11 protein-coding genes are annotated in these 16,764 nt (G+C 72.6%); 5 read left to right on the top strand and 6 right to left on the bottom strand.

Annotated elements, in window-relative coordinates; genetic code table 11:
* The first annotated feature begins 1 nt into the window (after window position 1).
* On the top strand, window positions 2-898 hold the full coding sequence (locus ACIQKA_RS17225; protein ID WP_383149461.1) for an LLM class flavin-dependent oxidoreductase: 897 nt from the start codon (window positions 2-4) through the stop codon (window positions 896-898).
* 28 nt (window positions 899-926) lie between these two features.
* Here the strand turns inward: ACIQKA_RS17225 and ACIQKA_RS17220 are convergent, their stop codons facing one another.
* A complete protein-coding gene (locus ACIQKA_RS17220) occupies window positions 927-1,196 on the bottom strand; it encodes a hypothetical protein (protein WP_402541415.1) in 270 nt (89 codons plus the stop codon).
* A gap of 332 nt (window positions 1,197-1,528) precedes the next feature.
* Between ACIQKA_RS17220 and ACIQKA_RS17215 the strand changes: the two genes are divergently transcribed.
* Complete coding sequence (locus ACIQKA_RS17215; RefSeq protein ID WP_383149464.1) at window positions 1,529-2,422, top strand: Cof-type HAD-IIB family hydrolase; 894 nt, start codon at window positions 1,529-1,531, stop codon at window positions 2,420-2,422.
* A 404-nt stretch (window positions 2,423-2,826) separates the two neighbouring features.
* Here the strand turns inward: ACIQKA_RS17215 and ACIQKA_RS17210 are convergent, their stop codons facing one another.
* From ACIQKA_RS17210 to hisC, 5 genes are all read right to left on the bottom strand, one after another.
* Complete coding sequence (locus tag ACIQKA_RS17210) at window positions 2,827-4,539, bottom strand: GAF domain-containing sensor histidine kinase (protein ID WP_402541413.1); 1,713 nt, start codon at window positions 4,537-4,539, stop codon at window positions 2,827-2,829.
* 178 nt (window positions 4,540-4,717) lie between these two features.
* Window positions 4,718-8,359 carry a thiol reductant ABC exporter subunit CydD gene (gene cydD, locus ACIQKA_RS17205; protein ID WP_402541412.1) on the bottom strand — a complete coding sequence of 1,214 codons (3,642 nt, stop codon included), beginning with the start codon at window positions 8,357-8,359 and terminating at the stop codon, window positions 4,718-4,720.
* A gap of 25 nt (window positions 8,360-8,384) precedes the next feature.
* Window positions 8,385-9,389, bottom strand: a complete 1,005-nt coding sequence (gene cydB, locus ACIQKA_RS17200) for a cytochrome d ubiquinol oxidase subunit II (RefSeq protein ID WP_383149470.1) — start codon at window positions 9,387-9,389, stop codon at window positions 8,385-8,387.
* 18 nt (window positions 9,390-9,407) lie between these two features.
* On the bottom strand, window positions 9,408-10,916 hold the full coding sequence (locus ACIQKA_RS17195) for a cytochrome ubiquinol oxidase subunit I (protein WP_383149471.1): 1,509 nt from the start codon (window positions 10,914-10,916) through the stop codon (window positions 9,408-9,410).
* Between the two features lie 430 nt (window positions 10,917-11,346).
* The gene (hisC, locus tag ACIQKA_RS17190; RefSeq protein ID WP_391096705.1) at window positions 11,347-12,444 is read right to left on the bottom strand and encodes a histidinol-phosphate transaminase; all 1,098 of its coding nucleotides are present in this window, start codon (window positions 12,442-12,444) and stop codon (window positions 11,347-11,349) included.
* Window positions 12,445-12,882: 438 nt separating this feature from the next.
* Here hisC and ACIQKA_RS17185 point away from each other — a divergent pair, with 438 nt between their 5' ends.
* The 3 genes from ACIQKA_RS17185 (at window position 12,883) to ACIQKA_RS17175 (ending at window position 16,707) form a co-directional block, all read left to right on the top strand.
* Window positions 12,883-13,989: a LacI family DNA-binding transcriptional regulator gene (locus ACIQKA_RS17185; protein ID WP_383149475.1), complete on the top strand. Its 1,107-nt coding sequence runs from the start codon at window positions 12,883-12,885 to the stop codon at window positions 13,987-13,989.
* Window positions 13,990-14,743: 754 nt separating this feature from the next.
* Window positions 14,744-15,889, top strand: coding sequence for a metallophosphoesterase (locus tag ACIQKA_RS17180; RefSeq protein WP_402541490.1), 1,146 nt, complete (start codon window positions 14,744-14,746; stop codon window positions 15,887-15,889).
* Between the two features lie 173 nt (window positions 15,890-16,062).
* A complete protein-coding gene (locus tag ACIQKA_RS17175; protein ID WP_383149479.1) occupies window positions 16,063-16,707 on the top strand; it encodes a hypothetical protein in 645 nt (214 codons plus the stop codon).
* Window positions 16,708-16,764: the final 57 nt, after the last annotated feature.

Raw genomic sequence — 16,764 nt, 5'->3', positions numbered from 1 at the left:
CATGCGACTGAGCACTGTGTTCCTGCCGATCGACCGCTGGCACGAGGGAGGCCGCGCCAAGTGGCGGCGCGCCGAGGAGCTCGGCTTCCACGCCGCGTACACCTACGACCACCTGTCCTGGCGGACCTTCCGGGACGGGCCGTGGTTCGGCGCGGTGCCCACGCTCTCCGCCGCCGCGGCGGTCACCGAGCGGATCCGGCTCGGCACGCTCGTCACCTCGCCGAACTTCCGGCACCCGGTGACGCTCGCCAAGGACCTGATCACCCTGGACGACGTCTCCGACGGGCGGATCACGCTCGGCATCGGCGCGGGCGGCAACGGCTTCGACGCCACCGCGCTCGGGCAGGAGGCGTGGACGCCGAAGGAGCGGGCGGACCGGTTCGGGGAGTTCGTGGCGCTGCTCGACCGGCTGCTCACCGAGGGCGCGGTGACGGAGCGGGGCGCGTTCTACGCGGCGGACGAGGCGCGGAACGTCCCGGGCTGCGTCCAGCGGCCCCGGCTGCCGTTCGCCGTGGCCGCGACCGGCCCGCGCGGGATGCGGCTGGCCGCGCGGTACGGGCAGGCATGGGTGACGACCGGCGACCCGAAGCTGTACGAGGAGGGGACCCCGGAGCAGTCGGTGGCGGCGCTGCGCGGCCAGATCGACCGGCTCGGCACGGCCTGCGCCGAGTCCGGGCGGAACGTCGCCGAGCTGGACAAGATCCTGCTCACCGGCTTCACCCCGGACCGCGACCGGCCGCTGGAGTCCGTGGAGGCCTTCGTGGACTTCGCCGGGCGCCACCGCGAGCTGGGCTTCACCGAGATCGTGGTCCACTGGCCGATTCCGGACTCCGAATTCGCCGCCGACCAGGCCGTCTTCGAGTCCATCGCCACGGAGGCCCTCTCCCGGCTGGGATGACGCACGGCTCTTCGGCCGTAACCCTCGGTCAGGGCTCCCGCAGGGTGCGGCGCCTCTTCTGGGCGGGCAGGGCCGGGAGCCCGGTACGGGCCGGGGTGGGCAGGGCCATGACACCCGGCGGTCCCAGGGCGTCGGCCAGACCCGCCAGGACGTCGCCCACCAGGACCGGCTCGCGCGCGGGCTGGTCGGCTCCGGCCCGCTCGCACGCGGAGCAGAGCGCCATGCCCAGGCTCGTGACCCACGATCCGTACGGAGCGCCGCAGAAGTCGCACTCCTCGCTCCGCCGCCCCGCGACCATGCCCCCGCCCCTCAGAGACGCCGTCAGCCCTTCGGAGTCTTCCCCGCCGCCCGTAAAACGAACGGATGTTTACGGCCATGTCGGAACGAGCCGGATGCGGCACGGCCACGGAACGGTGAGCCGGGCGGGCGCGCGGACGACGGAGACCGAGGCCCTTTCTCCTGGTGGGACTCCTGGCGGGAGGGGACGGACAGGGGCGGACGGGGCCCGCCGCGAGGCGTCGCGACGGGAAACCCGCCCCTACGGCTCGAATCCGGCCTCCCCCTCCCTTTCACCCACTCATATGTGCAGCTCCTCGCACGCCCGTGCGCGTCGTGCGGAAGAATGGGACGGTGACCTCTCCCCGTTCTCCGCGCTCCCCGCGGTCTCCGCGTCCTTCCGTCCCGGCGCCCCGGCTGATCGCCACCGATCTCGACGGCACGCTGCTCCGCGACGACAAGACCGTCTCCGAGCGCACGGTCGCCGCCCTCGCCGCAGCCGAGCGGGCGGGAATCGAGGTCTTCTTCGTCACCGGCCGCCCGGCCCGCTGGATGGACGTCGTCAGCGAGCACGTCCACGGACACGGCATGGCGATCTGCGCCAATGGCGCCGCCGTCGTCGACCTCCACTCCGGAGGCGCCTTCCTGGAGATCCGCCCGCTGGAGCGGCCGGTCGCCCTCGACGTCGTCGAGGCCCTGCGCGCCGCCGCGCCCGGCACCTCCTTCGCCGTGGAGCTCACCACCGGCATCCACTACGAGCCGCACTACCCGCCCTTCTTCCTCGACCCCGGAGCAACCGTCGCCACCGCCGAGAAGCTCCTCTTCGAGGAGGAGACCGGCGCCGCGGCCCCCGTGCTCAAGCTGCTCGCCCAGCATCCCGAGCTCGACCCCGACGCGTTCCTCGCGGTGGCCAGGGCGACCGCGGGCGACCGGGCCGCCTTCACCCGGTCCAGCCCGACCGCCCTCATCGAGATCAGCGGGCTCGGCGTCTCCAAGGCCTCCACGCTCGCCCTGTGCTGTGCCGAGCGCGGCATCACGGCCGAGGAGGTCGTCGCCTTCGGCGACATGCCGAACGACATCGAGATGCTCACCTGGGCGGGCCGCTCGTACGCGATGGGCAACGCCCACCCCGACGTGATCACCGCCGCCTCCGGCCTCACGACCGGCAACAACGAGGACGGCGTGGCCGTCGTCATCGAGCAGCTCGTCACCGAGGCCCTCGCCGGAACGGCGGGTCCGCAGCACTAGGGCGTGTGTCGAAAGTCCCGCCTGCCCGGCGGCGCCCGGCACGCACTCCCCCGTAGCCCTTCGGGCACGGGGGCACCCCCGGCCGCGTCGTCGGGATCACCCCGATACAACCAGTATCGGGGCGACCCTCCGCCTTGCGATCGCACGCACCGGACACCGCCGGGCCTGCCCTCCGGGCAGACGCCGCTGCTTTCGACACACGCCCTAGGAGGTGTCTTGTCGATCAGGCCGGACACCGCGAGCCCGGCCTGATCGGCGAGACACCCCTGGGGGGTGTCCGGCGGCCTGGAGCCGGGCAGGTCGCGACACCCGGTGGACCAGGTCGGACGGACCCGCGCGAACGGACCACGGCGTACAGGGTCTCCCCGGGCCCTGGTCACGCCCCGCGCCGGTCACGGCCGGCCCTACAGCGGCGCCTCCCACACCACCGTCGTCCCCCCGCCGTCCTCCCCGAGTCCCGGCCCGCACCAGCTCGCGCCGCCCAGGGACTCCGCCCGGCGCGCCAGGTTCCGCAGGCCGCTGCGCCGGCCGCCCGCCGGGATGCCGACGCCGTCGTCGGCGACCGACAGGCGCACCCCGGCGGAGCCGTCGGGCAGGGTGGCGCCGGCGTCGACCACCACCTCGATCCGGCTCGCGTCGGCGTGCCGGAACGCGTTGGAGAGCGCCTCGCGCAGCGCGGCGACGAGGTTCTTGCCGGTGAGCTCGCCGACCGTCGAGTCGAGTGCGCCGAGGAAGCGGTGCGCGGGCTTGAAGCCGAGCGGCACGGCCGCCATGTTGATCTCCCGCAGAACCCGGGTGCGCAGCCCCGACGGGGCCTCGGCGGGCCCCTGCTGGAGCGCGAAGATCGCCGTACGGATCTCCTGGATGGTCACGTCCAGCTCGTCCACGGCCTTGCCCACGCCCTCGCGCACCGCCGGCACGATCGACCTGCGCTGGGCGCTCTCCAGCATCATGCCGGTGGCGAAGAGCCGCTGGATGACCAGATCGTGCAGGTCACGGGCGATCCGGTCGCGGTCCTCGTACACGGCGAGACGCTCCCGGTCCCGCTGCGCGTCGGCCATCATCAGGGCGAGCGCCGCCTGCGAGGCGAACTGGGTGGCGAGCGTCCGCTCCATCTCCGTGAACGGGCGGCCGTCCCGTGCGCGCGGCATCGCGAGCGCCCCGAGCACCCGCCCGCCGCTCTGCAGCGGAAGGATCATGCTCGGCCCGTAGACCGAGGTCATCGGGCTGGTCATGCGCGGGTCCGAGGAGGCGTCCGGGACGAAGACCGCCTCGCCCTCGAAGAGCTGCTCCACCACGTCGCTCTCGGGCGGGATCACCACGCCCAGCCACTTCGTGGACCGGGGCGAGGAGATGGCGACGACCTCCAGACCGCCCTCCTCGGCGGGGAGCAGCACGATGCCGGCGTCCGCGTCGGCGAGCCGGCGGGCCTGCTCGGCGACGACCGTGAGGGCGTCGTCGGCGTCGCCGCCGGAGAGCAGGGCGGTGGTGACGGCGACCGAGCCGTCGATCCACCGCTCGCGCTGCCGGGCCGCCTCGTACAGACGGGCGTTGCCGATGGCGATGCCCGCCTCGGTGGCGAGCACCCGGACCATGTGCACGTCGTAGTCGTTGAACTCGTCCCCGCCGCGCTTCTCCGCGAGGTACAGATTGCCGAAGATCTCGCCCTGGACCCGGATGGGGACGCCGAGGAAGGAACGCATCGGCGGATGCCCCGGCGGGAAGCCCGCCGCGCGCGGGTCCTTCGAGAGGTCGGCGAGGCGGATGGTCTGCGGATCGCGGATCAGCGCGCCGAGCAGCCCCGCGTGGCCGTCGGGACGGCGTCCGATCCGGCGGGCCGTGACCTCGTCGACGCCGAAGGTGACGAAGTCGGAGAGGCCGTCGCCCTCGTCGTCGACGACGCCGATCGCCGCGTACCGCGCGTCGGCGAGTTCGGCGGCGGTCTCGCAGATGCGGTCGAGGGTGGAGTGGAGTTCGAGCCCGGTGCCGACCGAGCGCATGGCCTCCAGGAGCTGCGGTACGCGGGCGGTGAGCTCCGTGGAGAGCCCCTGGAGGCTGCGGGTGGCCCGGGTGGCGGCTTCCAGGGGGTCCGGGGCGTCGGACTCGGTGGCGGTCATGGCTTGAGCCTAGTAAGTCCTATTTAGCGAGAAAAGTCAGCCGTCCCGGCCGTCACGGCGGACAGGGCGGCCCCGGCGAACAGGACGGCCACGGTGGACAGGGTGGTCACGGTGGTGACGGCCGCGTGAGGGTGGCCGCGGTGGCGGTGACACGGGACGGCGGCTGCGGTGGCGGTGATCACGAGACGGCAGCCACCGTGACGGCGGTCGCCAGCAGGTCGGTCGCCCGTTCCTGCTCCAGCATCCGGCGCAGCGGCCCCTCCTCCGCCGCGAGCTCGGCGTACGAGCCGCGCTGCACGGTCCTGCCCCCGTCCAGGACGAGCACCTCGTCGACGGCGTCGAGACCGTGCAGCCGGTGGGTGATGAGGACGGTGGTGCGGCCCTCGGTGGCCCGGAGCAGGTCGTCGGTGAGCGCGTCGGCGGTGGCGAGGTCCAGGTGCTCGGCCGGTTCGTCGAGGACGAGGACCGGGAAGTCGGCGAGGAGGGCCCGCGCGAGCGCGAGCCGCTGCCGCTGACCGCCGGAGAGCCGCGCGCCGTGCTCGCCCACGAGGGTGTCGAGCCCCTCGGGCAGCCCGTCCACCCAGTCGAGCAGCCGGGCCCGGCGCAACGCCTCGCGCAGCTCCCCGTCGTCCGCGCCGACCTTGGCGAGCCGCAGGTTCTCGCGGACGGAGCTGTCGAAGAGGTGCGCGTCCTGGGCGCAGAGGCCGACCAGGCGCCGGACCGCGTCCCCGTCCAGCTCCCCCGCGGGCACGCCGCCGAGCCGGTACGTGCCGTGCTCCACGTCCAGGAACCGCAGCAGCACCTGGGCGAGCGTGGTCTTGCCCGAGCCGGAAGCGCCGACGACGGCGACCCGCCGACCGGCCTCCAGGGTGAGCCCGAAGCCGGTGAGCGCCGGACGCTCCTGCCCGGCGTACCGGGCGGAGACCCCGGAGAGTTCGAGCGGGAACGGACCCACCGGGGGAGCGGCGGGCGTGTGCGGCTCGTGTACGGGCACGGGGGCGTCGAGCACCTCGAAGACCCGCTCGGCGCTGTGCTTGACCCGCTGCCGGTACTGGACGGCGAGCGGCAGCCCGGTCACGGCCTCGAAGGCGGCGAGCGGGGTCAGGACGACCACGGCGAGGGACACCCCGTCGAGCCGCCCGTCCCGTACGGCCTGGACGCCGACGAGCGCGGCGGCCGCGACCGTCAGGCCGCAGACCAGGGCGGAGAGCCCGGCCCCGAGCGCGGTGGCGGCGGCCTGCCGGGAGGCGATGCCGGTGAGGACGCGGTCGGCCTCCCGGGCCCTTTCGGTACGGCTCCGCAGGGCGCCGGCCACCGTCAGCTCGGCGCAGCCGCGCAGCAGGTCGGCCACGGAGGTCGCCAGGGCGCCGCGCGCGGGGGCCAGCCGCCGTTCGGCCCGGCGGGCGAGGGCCCCGCCGGCCGCCGGGACGGCGATCCCGGCGACCAGCAGGCCCGCGGCGAGGACGGCACCGGCCTCGGGCAGCAGCCAGGCGGTGAACCCGGTGGCCCCGACGCCCACGGCGAGCGCGGCGCCCACCGGGAGCAGCCAGCGCAGCCAGTGGTCCTGGAGTGCGTCGACGTCCTGGACGAGCCGGGCGAGCAGGTCCCCGCGCCGGGTGCGCCGCAGCCCGGCCGGGGCGATCCGCTCCAGGCGCAGGTAGACGGAGACCCGCAGGTCGGCGAGCATCCGCAGGACGGCGTCGTGCGAGACGAGCCGCTCGGCGTACCGGAAGACGGCCCGGCCGATGCCGAAGGCGCGCGTGGCGGTGACCGCCATCATCAGATAGAGGACGGGGGGCTGTTCGGAGGCCCGGGAGATGAGCCAGCCGGAGACGGCCATGAGCCCGACGGCGGACCCGAGGGCGAGGCTCCCGAGCAGCAGCGCGAGCGCCATGCGCCCCTTGAGCTCCCCGGCCATGTCCCGGACCCGCCGCAGCACGCCGCCCGGAACCGCGGCGTCGGAGGTGCCTCCCGCCGCGGCGACGGCGTCGGCGGCGTCGGCGGTGGCCGTCTCGGCCGTGTCGGTCACCCCGGTCACCCCGGCCACCCCGATCGGACCGGCCGGACCGGTCGCGGTCGCGGTCGCGGTCGCGGACCAGACCACCGCTTCGGCCGTGCCCGGCGCCCCGGCTCCGACCGTGTCACCGGTCGGCGGCGACGCCACCGGTGTCCCGGTGTTCGTTCCGAGGCCGACCACCCGGTCCGCCACCGCGAGCAGCGCCGGACGGTGGACCACGAGCAGGACCGTCCGGTCGGCCGCGAGGCGCCGGACCGCGTCGACCACGCCCGCCTCCGTCTCGCCGTCGAGCGCGGCCGTGGGCTCGTCGAGCAGCAGCAGGGGCCGGTCGGCCAGGAAGGCGCGGGCGAGCGCGAGCCGTTGCCGCTGCCCCGCCGAGAGTCCGGTGCCGTCCTCGCCGAGCGGGGTCTCGATCCCGTCCGGCAGCTCCGCGACGAACCCGTCCGCGCCCGCGTCCCGCAGGGCCTCCCGTACCGCCCCGTCGGAGGCGTCCGGGCGGGCGAGCCGCACGTTCTCGGCGATCGTCCCCGCGAAGAGGTACGGGCGCTGCGGCACCCAGGCGATCCGCGACCGCCACGCCTCCGGATCGAGCCCCGCGAGGTCCTCGCCGCCGACCCGGACGGTGCCGCCCGGCTCCGGGGCGGTGAACCCGAGGACCACGTCGAGCAGCGTCGACTTGCCCGAACCGCTCGGCCCGACCAGGGCCACCGTCTCACCCGGCTCGACCGTCAGCGTCGCCGCGTCGAGCGACGGCTCGGCGCGCCCCGCGTGCCGTACCGTCACGGCGTCCAGTTCGAGGCGCACGGTGTCCGGGACCGCTCCCGTTCCGCCGTCCCGTACCGGCCGCTCCAGGACGTCGAAGATCTCCTCCGCCGCCGCGAGCCCCTCCGCCGCCGCGTGGTACTGCGCGCCCACCTGCCGCAGCGGGAGGTACGCCTCGGGCGCCAGGATCAGGATGACGAGCCCGGTGTAGAGGTCGAGGTCGCCGTGGACGAGCCGCATGCCGATGGTCACGGCGACGAGGGCGACCGACAGGGTGGCGAGGAGTTCGAGGGCGAAGGAGGAGAGGAAGGCGATCCGCAGCGTGCGCATGGTCGCCTGCCGGTACTCGGAGGTGATCGCGCGGATCGACTCGGCCTGGGCCTTCGCCCGGCCGAAGATCTTGAGGGTGGGAAGACCGGCCACCACGTCCAGGAAGTGGCCGGAGAGCCGCGAGAGCAGCTTCCACTGCCGGTCCATCCGGGCCTGGGTGTACCAGCCGATGAGGACCATGAAGAGCGGGATGAGCGGCAGCGTGACGACGATGATCGCCGCCGAGACCCAGTCCTCGGTGACGATCCGGGCCAGGACCGCCACCGGCACGACCACCGCGAGGCCCAACTGGGGCAGGTAGCGGGCGAAGTAGTCGTCGAGCGCGTCCACGCCCCGCGTCGCGAGGGCGATCAGCGAACCGGTCCGCTGCCCGCCGAGCCATCCCGGCCCGAGAGCGGCGGCACGGCCGAGGAGCCGCCCCCGGAGCTCGGACTTGACCGCCGCGCTCGCCCGGTGGGCGGCGAGCTCGGTCAGCCAGGAGACCAGCCCCCGCGCCACCGCCACTCCGGCGAGCAGCAGCAGGGGCGTGGCCAGGGCGGAAACCGGGCGGCCCTCCTGGAAGGAGCCCACCACGACCTCGGCGATGAGCATCGCCTGGGCGACGACCAGCGCCGCCCCGACGAGGCCGAGCACGACCACCGCGCTCAGGAAGAGACGGGTGGCACGGGCGTACCGGAGCAGACGCGGATCGATCGGTTTCACGTGAAACATGCCCCTCTCTGAGCGCCGGCCGACCCTAGTGGGCGGCGTCGGCGATGTGCTGCGTACCGATCCGCTTGCGGAACACCCAGTAGGTCCAGCTCTGGTAGAGCAGCACCAGCGGGGTCGCGATCGCGGCGCACCACGTCATGATCTTGAGCGTGTACGGGCTCGACGACGCGTTCGTGACGGTAAGGCTCCACTCGGGGTTGAGCGAGGAGGGCATGACGTCCGGGAAGAGCGCCAGGAAGAGCATCGCCACCGAGGCGGCGATCGTGATGCCCGAGAGCGCGAACGACCAGCCCTCGCGTCCCGCCCTTATGGCGACGATCGCGCCGACGAGCGCCACCGCCGCGACCACCATCGCCACGAAGCTGGCGGCGCCGCCCGTGTGGACCTGGGTCCAGATCAGGAAGACGAGCGCGACCACCGCCGTGACCAGGCCCAGCTTGAGCGCGAGCGCCCGGGCCCGCACCCGGATGTCACCGTCCGTCTTGAGCGAGGCGAAGACCGCGCCGTGGAAGGTGAAGAGGGTGAGCGTGACCAGTCCGCCGAGGAGCGCGTACGGGTTGAGCAGGTCGAAGAAGGTGCCGACGTACTCCATGTCCGCGTCGATCTTCACGCCCCGGACGATGTTGCCGAAGGCCACTCCCCAGAGGAACGCGGGGAGCAGCGAGGTCCAGAAGATGGCCTGCTCCCAGTTTCGCTGCCAGTTCTCCTCGGGCCGCTTCGCCCGGTACTCGAAGGCCACGCCCCGGATGATCAGGCAGACCAGGATGAGCAGCAGCGGCAGGTAGAAGCCGGAGAACAGCGTCGCGTACCACTCGGGGAACGCGGCGAAGGTGGCACCGCCGGCGGTGAGCAGCCACACCTCGTTGCCGTCCCAGACGGGCCCGATGGTGTTGATGAGGACCCGCTTCTCGGGCCGGTCACGGGCCAGCAGCTTGGTCAGGATGCCGATCCCGAAGTCGAAGCCCTCCAGGAAGAAGTAGCCGGTCCAGAGGACGGCGATGAGTACGAACCAGACGTCGTGAAGTTCCATGCCTCGGTCTCCTGAGCCTCAGTACGAGAAGGCCATGGGCCGGTCGGGGTCACGGGTGTCCCCGCCGATCTTGGTGGGCGGGTTGAGGTCGTCCTCGGTCAGCTCGGGCGGCCCCGCCTTGATGTACTTGACGAGGAGCTTGACCTCGATGACCGCGAGGACGGCGTAGAGCAGGGTGAAGCCGATCATCGAGGTGAGGACCTCGGCCTGGGAGACGCCGGGGGAGACCGCGTCCCGGGTGCGCAGCACGCCGTAGACGACCCACGGCTGGCGGCCCATCTCGGTGAAGATCCAGCCCCAGGAGTTGGCGATCAGCGGGAAGAGCATCGTCCAGAGCGCGACGATCCAGTACCACCTGCCGATCCGGGGACTGAGGGCCTTGCTCTTGAAGAGGACCAGGTTCGGCACCTCGTCCTCGCCCGTCCGCAGCCCCGGCGCCAGCATGAACTTCTTCCGGGTCAGCCAGAGGCCGATCATCCCCAGGGTCAGGGAGGCCATGCCGAAGCCGATCATCCAGCGGAAGCCCCAGTAGGCCACGGGGATGTTGGGCCGGTAGTCGCCGGGCCCGTACTTCTCCTGCTCGGCCTTGTTGATGTCGTTGATGCCGGGGACGTACGAGCTGAAGTCGTCGTTCGCGAGGAAGGACAGCAGGCCGGGGATCTCGATGGCGACCTTGTTGTGGCCCTTGTCGACGTCGCCGTAGGCGAAGATCGAGAAGGGGGCGGGCGCCTCGCCGTCCCAGAGGGCCTCGGCGGCGGCCATCTTCATCGGCTGCTGCTTGAACATGACCTTGCCGAGCAGGTCGCCGCTGATGGCGGTGCCGAGTCCGGCGATGATCAGGGTGACCAGGCCGAGCCGCAGCGAGGTCCGCATCACGGGGATGTGCTTCTTGCGGGCCAGGTGGAAGGCGGAGATGCCGACCATGAACGCGCCGCCGACCAGGAAGGCGGCCGTGATGGTGTGGAAGAACTGGGCGAGGGCCGTGTTCTGGGTGAGCACGAGCCAGAAGTCGGTGAGCTCCGCCCGGCCGCGCTCCTCGTTGATGCGGTAGCCCACCGGGTGCTGCATCCAGGAGTTGGCCGCCAGGATGAAGTACGCGGAGAGGACGGTGCCGATCGAGACCATCCACATGCAGGCGAGGTGGATCTTCTTCGGCAGCTTGTCCCAGCCGAAGATCCACAGGCCGATGAAGGTCGACTCGAAGAAGAAGGCGATGAGCGCCTCGAACGCGAGCGGGGCACCGAAGATGTCGCCGACGAAGCGCGAGTAGTCGGACCAGTTCATGCCGAACTGGAACTCCTGAACGATGCCGGTGACGACGCCCATGGCTATGTTGATCAGGAAGAGCTTGCCCCAGAACTTCGTCGCCCTGAGGTACTTCTCGTTCTCCGTCCTCACCCAGGCGGTCTGGAGGCCGGCGGTGAGCGCCGCGAGGGAGATCGTCAGCGGGACGAAGAGGAAGTGGTAGACGGTGGTGATGCCGAACTGCCAGCGCGCCAGGGTCTCTGGCGCAAGAGCGAGGTCCACGTCGTTTTCTCCTTACATCGCCGTGGTCACATCGGCGATCCGCCCTGGCAATCCACCCCATAGGCGGACGAACCGGGGCGCGCTTGTGAACGCGTTCACATTCACAAGCATTATGGCTCATATGAAATCCGTACTTGTCTCCGGGGGCCCTTTCCAGGGAGTCTCTTTCCTCACACGCGAACGGCCCCCGCGAGCGGTTGCTCACGGGGGCCGTCGAAACGCCTCTCGGCTCCGCCCGGGCCGGCTCGGCCCTGCCTGGCTCGGCCCGGGCCGGCCCGACCCGGATCAATTCAGTCCGGCTCGGCCCAGCTCGGATCAGCCCGGCCCGGCCCGGCCCGGTCCGGCTCAGCCCAGCTCAGCTCAGGTCGACCCAGTCCAGCTCGGATCAGGCCGGCTCGGATCAGCCCAGCTCGGCCCGGCCCGGCCCGGCTCAGAGCTCCTTGCGGAAGGCCTCCGCCGCCTGGAGGAACAGGTCGTTCGCCTCGCCCTCGCCGATCGTGACGCGCACGCCCTCGCCGGCGAACGGGCGCACCACGACGCCGTGCCGCTCGCACGCCGCCGCGAAGTCCGCCGTCCGCTCGCCGAGCCGTAGCCAGACGAAGTTCGCCTGCGTGTCCGGAACGGTCCAGCCCTGCTCCACCAGGGCGGCGCGGACCCGCTCGCGCTCGGCCACCAGCGAGCCGACCCGGCCGAGCAGCTCGTCCTCGGCCCGCAGCGAGGCCACCGCCGCGTCCTGCGCCAGCTGGCTCACGCCGAACGGCACCGCGGTCTTGCGCAGCGCCGCCGCCACCGGCTCGTGGGCGATCGCGAAGCCGACCCGCAGCCCGGCCAGGCCGTACGCCTTGGAGAAGGTGCGCAGCACGGCGACGTTGGGCCGGTCGCGGTACAGCTCGATGCCGTCCGGGATCTCGGGGTCCCGCACGAACTCCTTGTACGCCTCGTCGAGCACGACCAGGACGTCGGAGGGCACCCGGTCGAGGAAGCGCTCCAGCTCCGCCCGGCGCACCGCGGTGCCCGTGGGGTTGTTGGGGTTGCAGACGAAGATCAGCCGGGTCCGGTCGGTGATCGCCGCCGCCATCGCGTCGAGGTCGTGCACCTCGCCGTCGGTCAGCGGCACCTGCACCGAGGTGGCCCCGCTGATCTGCGTGATGATCGGGTACGCCTCGAAGGAGCGCCAGGCGTAGATCACCTCGTCGCCCGGGCCCGAGGTCGCCTGGAGCAGCGACTGCGCGACCCCGACCGAGCCGGTGCCCGTGGCCAGGTGCGAGACCGGCACGCCGAAGCGCTCGGCCAGCTCCTCCATCAGGCCGGTGCAGGCCATGTCCGGGTACCGGTTGAAGTTGTGGGCGGCGGCCAGCGCGCCCTCCAGGACCCCCGGCAGCGGCGGGTAGGGGTTCTCGTTGGAGGACAGCTTGAAGGCCACGGGCCCGCCCGCGGCGGCCGGCTTGCCCGGCTTGTAGGTGGGGACGCCGTCCAGCTCGGCGCGCAGCTTGGGGCTGCCGGTGCTCGTCCCGCTGGTCTCGCTCACAGTGTGGCCTCCTCGACCGTCCGTACCGCCAATACTGCTCACCTTAAGAGGATTCGCCTCCGCTGCGAATGGCCTGTGGACAACAGGAGGGACACGGCTTTCCGACCGGCCGCCGGGGCGGCCTCGATCCGGCTTCCGGACCGGCTTCCGGACCGGCTTCCGGATCGGCGCGGAGGGCGGGGGCGCGCGCCCGGGTGGCGCGCGCCGGTGGCGGGCGCCGTGGCGCGCATCCCCCGTAGAGGTGAGTTGAGACCTCTTCGAGACTTCACCCTCTCGCCAGGTCCACGCCACCCAACAACCACAACCAACAGACAGAATGCAGCAAATGCCTTTGATTCAAAGGCATTTGGTAGAACTGGATCATGCAGAAACGTACCTGTCAACGCCTGCATATGCGACCGCCCCGACCGCCCCTCATCGCCCTACTATCGGCTCGCCATGACAGCAGCAGGGAAGCACCAGGTGAGCCGGGCACAGACCCGGGGAAGCCGGCAGGGCCGGGCGGGCATCCGGGACGTGGCCGCCGCCGCCGGGGTCTCCATCACGACTGTCTCCGACGCGCTCAACGGGAAGGGCCGGCTCCCCGACGCCACCCGCCGCCACGTCCGCGAGGTCGCCGATCGGCTGGGCTACCGCCCGTCCGCGGCGGCCCGCACGCTCCGTACCGGCAAGTCGGGACTCATCGGCCTGACCGTGACCACGTACGGGGATGAACCTTTCACCTTCACCGAATTCGCGTACTTCGCGGAGATGGCCAGGGCGGCCACATCGGCCGCGCTCGCCCGGGGCTACGCCCTGGTCATCCTCCCCGCCACCTCCCGCCATGACGTCTGGTCGAACGTCGCCCTCGACGGCACCGTCGTCATCGACCCCTCCGACCACGACCCCGTCGTCACCGAGCTGGTCCGCCAGGGCCTCCCCGTCGTCTCCGACGGACGCCCCGCCGGCACCCTCCCGGTCACCGCCTGGGTCGACAACGACCACGAAGCCGCCGTACTCGACCTGCTCGACCACCTCGCCGACGCCGGCGCCCGCCGCATCGGCCTCCTCACCGGCACCAGCACGGACACGTACACCCGCCTTTCCACCACCGCCTACCTCAACTGGTGCGCGCGGGTGGGTCAGGACCCCGTCTACGAGGCCTATCCGGCGCACGACCCGTGCGCGGGCGCCCTCGCGGCCGACCGGCTGCTCGCCCGCCCGGACCGGCCCGACGCCGTGTACGGCCTCTTCGACCCCAATGGAACCGACCTCCTCGCGGCCGCGCGCCGCTACGGCCTGCGCGTCCCGGACGACCTCCTGCTGGTCTGCTGCAGCGAGTCGGCCGGTTACGCCACGACCGAACCGCCCCTCACGACGCTCTCGCTCAAACCGCGCCGGATCGGCACGGCCGTCGTCCAGCTCCTCATCGACGCCATCGAGGGGGTCGAGACCGACGGGCCGGTCGAGCAGGTGATACCGACCGAGCTCATCGTCCGCACCTCCTCGCAGCGCCGTCCGCCCCGCACGACGGTCAGCCCGCCGCGCTCGCCCGCGAAGGACTGAGCGGGAGGGAAGCGACGCGTAGGTCCGGACCTCCTGAACCGCGGAGGTCCGGATCTCTTGAACCACGGAGGTCCGGCCCTCCTCACGAGAACGCCGAGAACGCCAAGGACATCAAGGACGTCGAAGACGTCTTCGAACACGCCGTTCCCGTCCCTGCCCGTGGGCGGGAGCGGCGAAACCGATCATCGCACCTGCCCCAACCCTGGACTGGACCTTCCTAATTCGGGCGAAACGACCGGTGAACCCGGAGTGGACCCGGATTCACCACCCCTGGTGCGTCACACAGGAGGACGCTCATTCCTATGATGGGCGGACGACACCGCGGACCACCCCGACCAGGCCGGTCCGCGATGTGCAGGGCATCGCGACGGTGGTGGAGGGGTCGATGACTCAGGGGGCCGGTCAGGAGCCCGTGGTACGCACGGCGACATTGCGTGACTTCCGCGTACCGCCGTACGCGCGCGTGCCCGTGCAGAGCCATGTGGTCGAGCCGTCGGGCCCGGAGCCGCTGCCGGCGTCCGCGCCGACGGAGCACGCGCACGCCGAACATCCGGCGCACCACCACCCGGCCCCGGCGCACCACTCCGCCCCGGGCGCCCCCCCGGAGCCGCACGTCCACCCGGAGCCGCACTCCCCCCCGGTCGAACAGCCGACCCCGGCCCCGACCTCGGCCCCGGACCCACGTCCGGCCGCCGCTGCGCCACTGCCCCCCGTCGCGCCCTCCCCGGTCGAGGCCGTGCCGGTCCCGGCGTCGATGCCGGCGCCGCACCCCCCGGCCGCCGAGGCCGCGCCGCAGCCGCCCGCGCCCCGGACGTCCCCGCCCCCACCGCAGGAACCCGCGCCCATGCCCGCCGACCCGACCCTCCACCTCGGTCACCGCGCCACCGTGCCCCCGTACCCGGCCGCCGCGACTCCCGCGGCGCCCGCCGCCTCCGACCACCCCGGGAACGCGTTCCCCGAGGACGAGCTGCCCGAGGGGTACACGCCGACCGAGCGCGACCTGCCCGTCATCAACCGCGGCGACACCGTCCAGGTGAAGGTCTCCCCCGTGCCCGCCGGCGAGGCCCCGGCCGGCGACGGCCCCGGCCCCCTCTACGTCGTCGGGGACGTCCACGGCTACCTCGACGAACTCCTCGCGGCCCTCCGCGCCCAGGGCCTCATCGACGAGAACGGCGGTTGGGCCGCGGGCAACGCCCGCCTCTGGTTCCTCGGCGACTTCACCGACCGCGGGCCCGACGGCATCGGCGTGATCGACCTGGTCATGCGGCTCTCCGCCGAGGCCGCCGCCGCCGGCGGCTACTGCAAGGCCCTCATGGGCAACCACGAGCTGCTGCTCATCGGCGCCAAGCGCTTCGGCGACACCCCGGTCAACTCCGGCGCGGGCACGGCCACCTTCCAGGCCGCCTGGCTGCTCAACGGCGGCCAGAAGCAGGACATGGACCGGCTCCAGGACGTCCACCTCCAGTGGATGTCCCGGCTCGACGCCGTGGTGCGGGAGGACGACCACCTCCTCGTGCATTCGGACACCACCGCGTACCTCGAATACGGCGAGACCATCGAGGACGTCAACGACACGGTCCACGAGATCCTCACCCGGAACGACGCGGACGAGGTCTGGGACGTGTTCCGGAAGTTCACCAAGCGCTTCGCGTTCCGCGACGACGGGGGACCGCAGGCCGTCCAGGAGCTGCTCTCCACCTACGGCGGCAGCCGGATCGTGCACGGCCACAGCCCGATCCCGTACCTCCTCGGCCAGGTCGGCACCGAGGACGGCGAGGACGGCGGCGGCCCGGTCGTCCACGGACCGCACGTGTACGCCGACGGGCTCGCGATCGCCATGGACGGTGGAGTGACCATGGCCGGAAAGCTACTGGTGGTCCAACTCCCGCTGAACGACTGACCGAAAGTCCGGCCTATCACCCTGCGCATCCGGGGAGGGCGATTTCCGGAAACACCCTGTCAGCCCGCCGCGTCGCCGCAATACCATCGGGTGCATCCGTAGCAGGCTCTCCTCCGTTTCCGCCCGCCCGGCCGCCTTTTCGCGGCCGTCACGGGCCTACGGAGCATCGGGGGATGCACATGAACGTGGCTCCGCACCTGCTGACCGAGGACCGCGCCGAGTACGAGCGGGTCCTCGACGACGCACTGAGCACCGCCCACGCACGTCCGGAACTCGCCGGGGTCGGCACCCGGCTCACGGTCGCGCAACTACGCGCGATGACGCTGAACGCGACGGCGCTCGTCACCTCCGCGGCCGCGAACGAGTACGACCACTTCGTCAAGGTCCGCGAGCAGAACCGCGCGGCCGTCGGGGCCCGCCCCCCGGCCGCGTACGACCGTCCCGGCCCCGGCGCGGGCGTCGTCGCGATCTTCACCGTCATGGTCCCCGTCCTCGCGGGCGCCGCCGCCGTCATCTTCCTGCTGGTCGGAGCGGTGCTGCACGCCCTGGCCCCCACCATGGCGTTCGGCGCGACCCTGCTCACGGCCGGTCTGGTCTTCGGCTCCCTCGCCGCCGCCGGACTGCTCTGCGCGGCCGCCGGACTCCTCGTGACGGCCCTGCGCAACAGCCCGGTCGAGGTGAGCACGGGCGGCCCGCCCCCCGCTCCGGACGACGAACTCTCCCGCGCCCGCGAGGCCTGGCGCCACGCCCTCCTGGAACGCGGCATCCTCCCCTTCCTGCGCCACGCCCTCGCCGCCACGAACCCTTCGGAACCTTGACGACCGCACTCGGACCCCACCCGCCGCATCCGTCCTGACGTCCTGACGTCCTGACGT

Origin of the sequence: Streptomyces sp. NPDC092045, from assembly GCF_044756005.1 — a bacterium.
GTDB lineage: Bacteria > Actinomycetota > Actinomycetes > Streptomycetales > Streptomycetaceae > Streptomyces.
The sequence above is the reverse complement of the archived record's forward strand: the minus strand, read 5'-3'. Positions and strand labels throughout refer to the sequence as shown.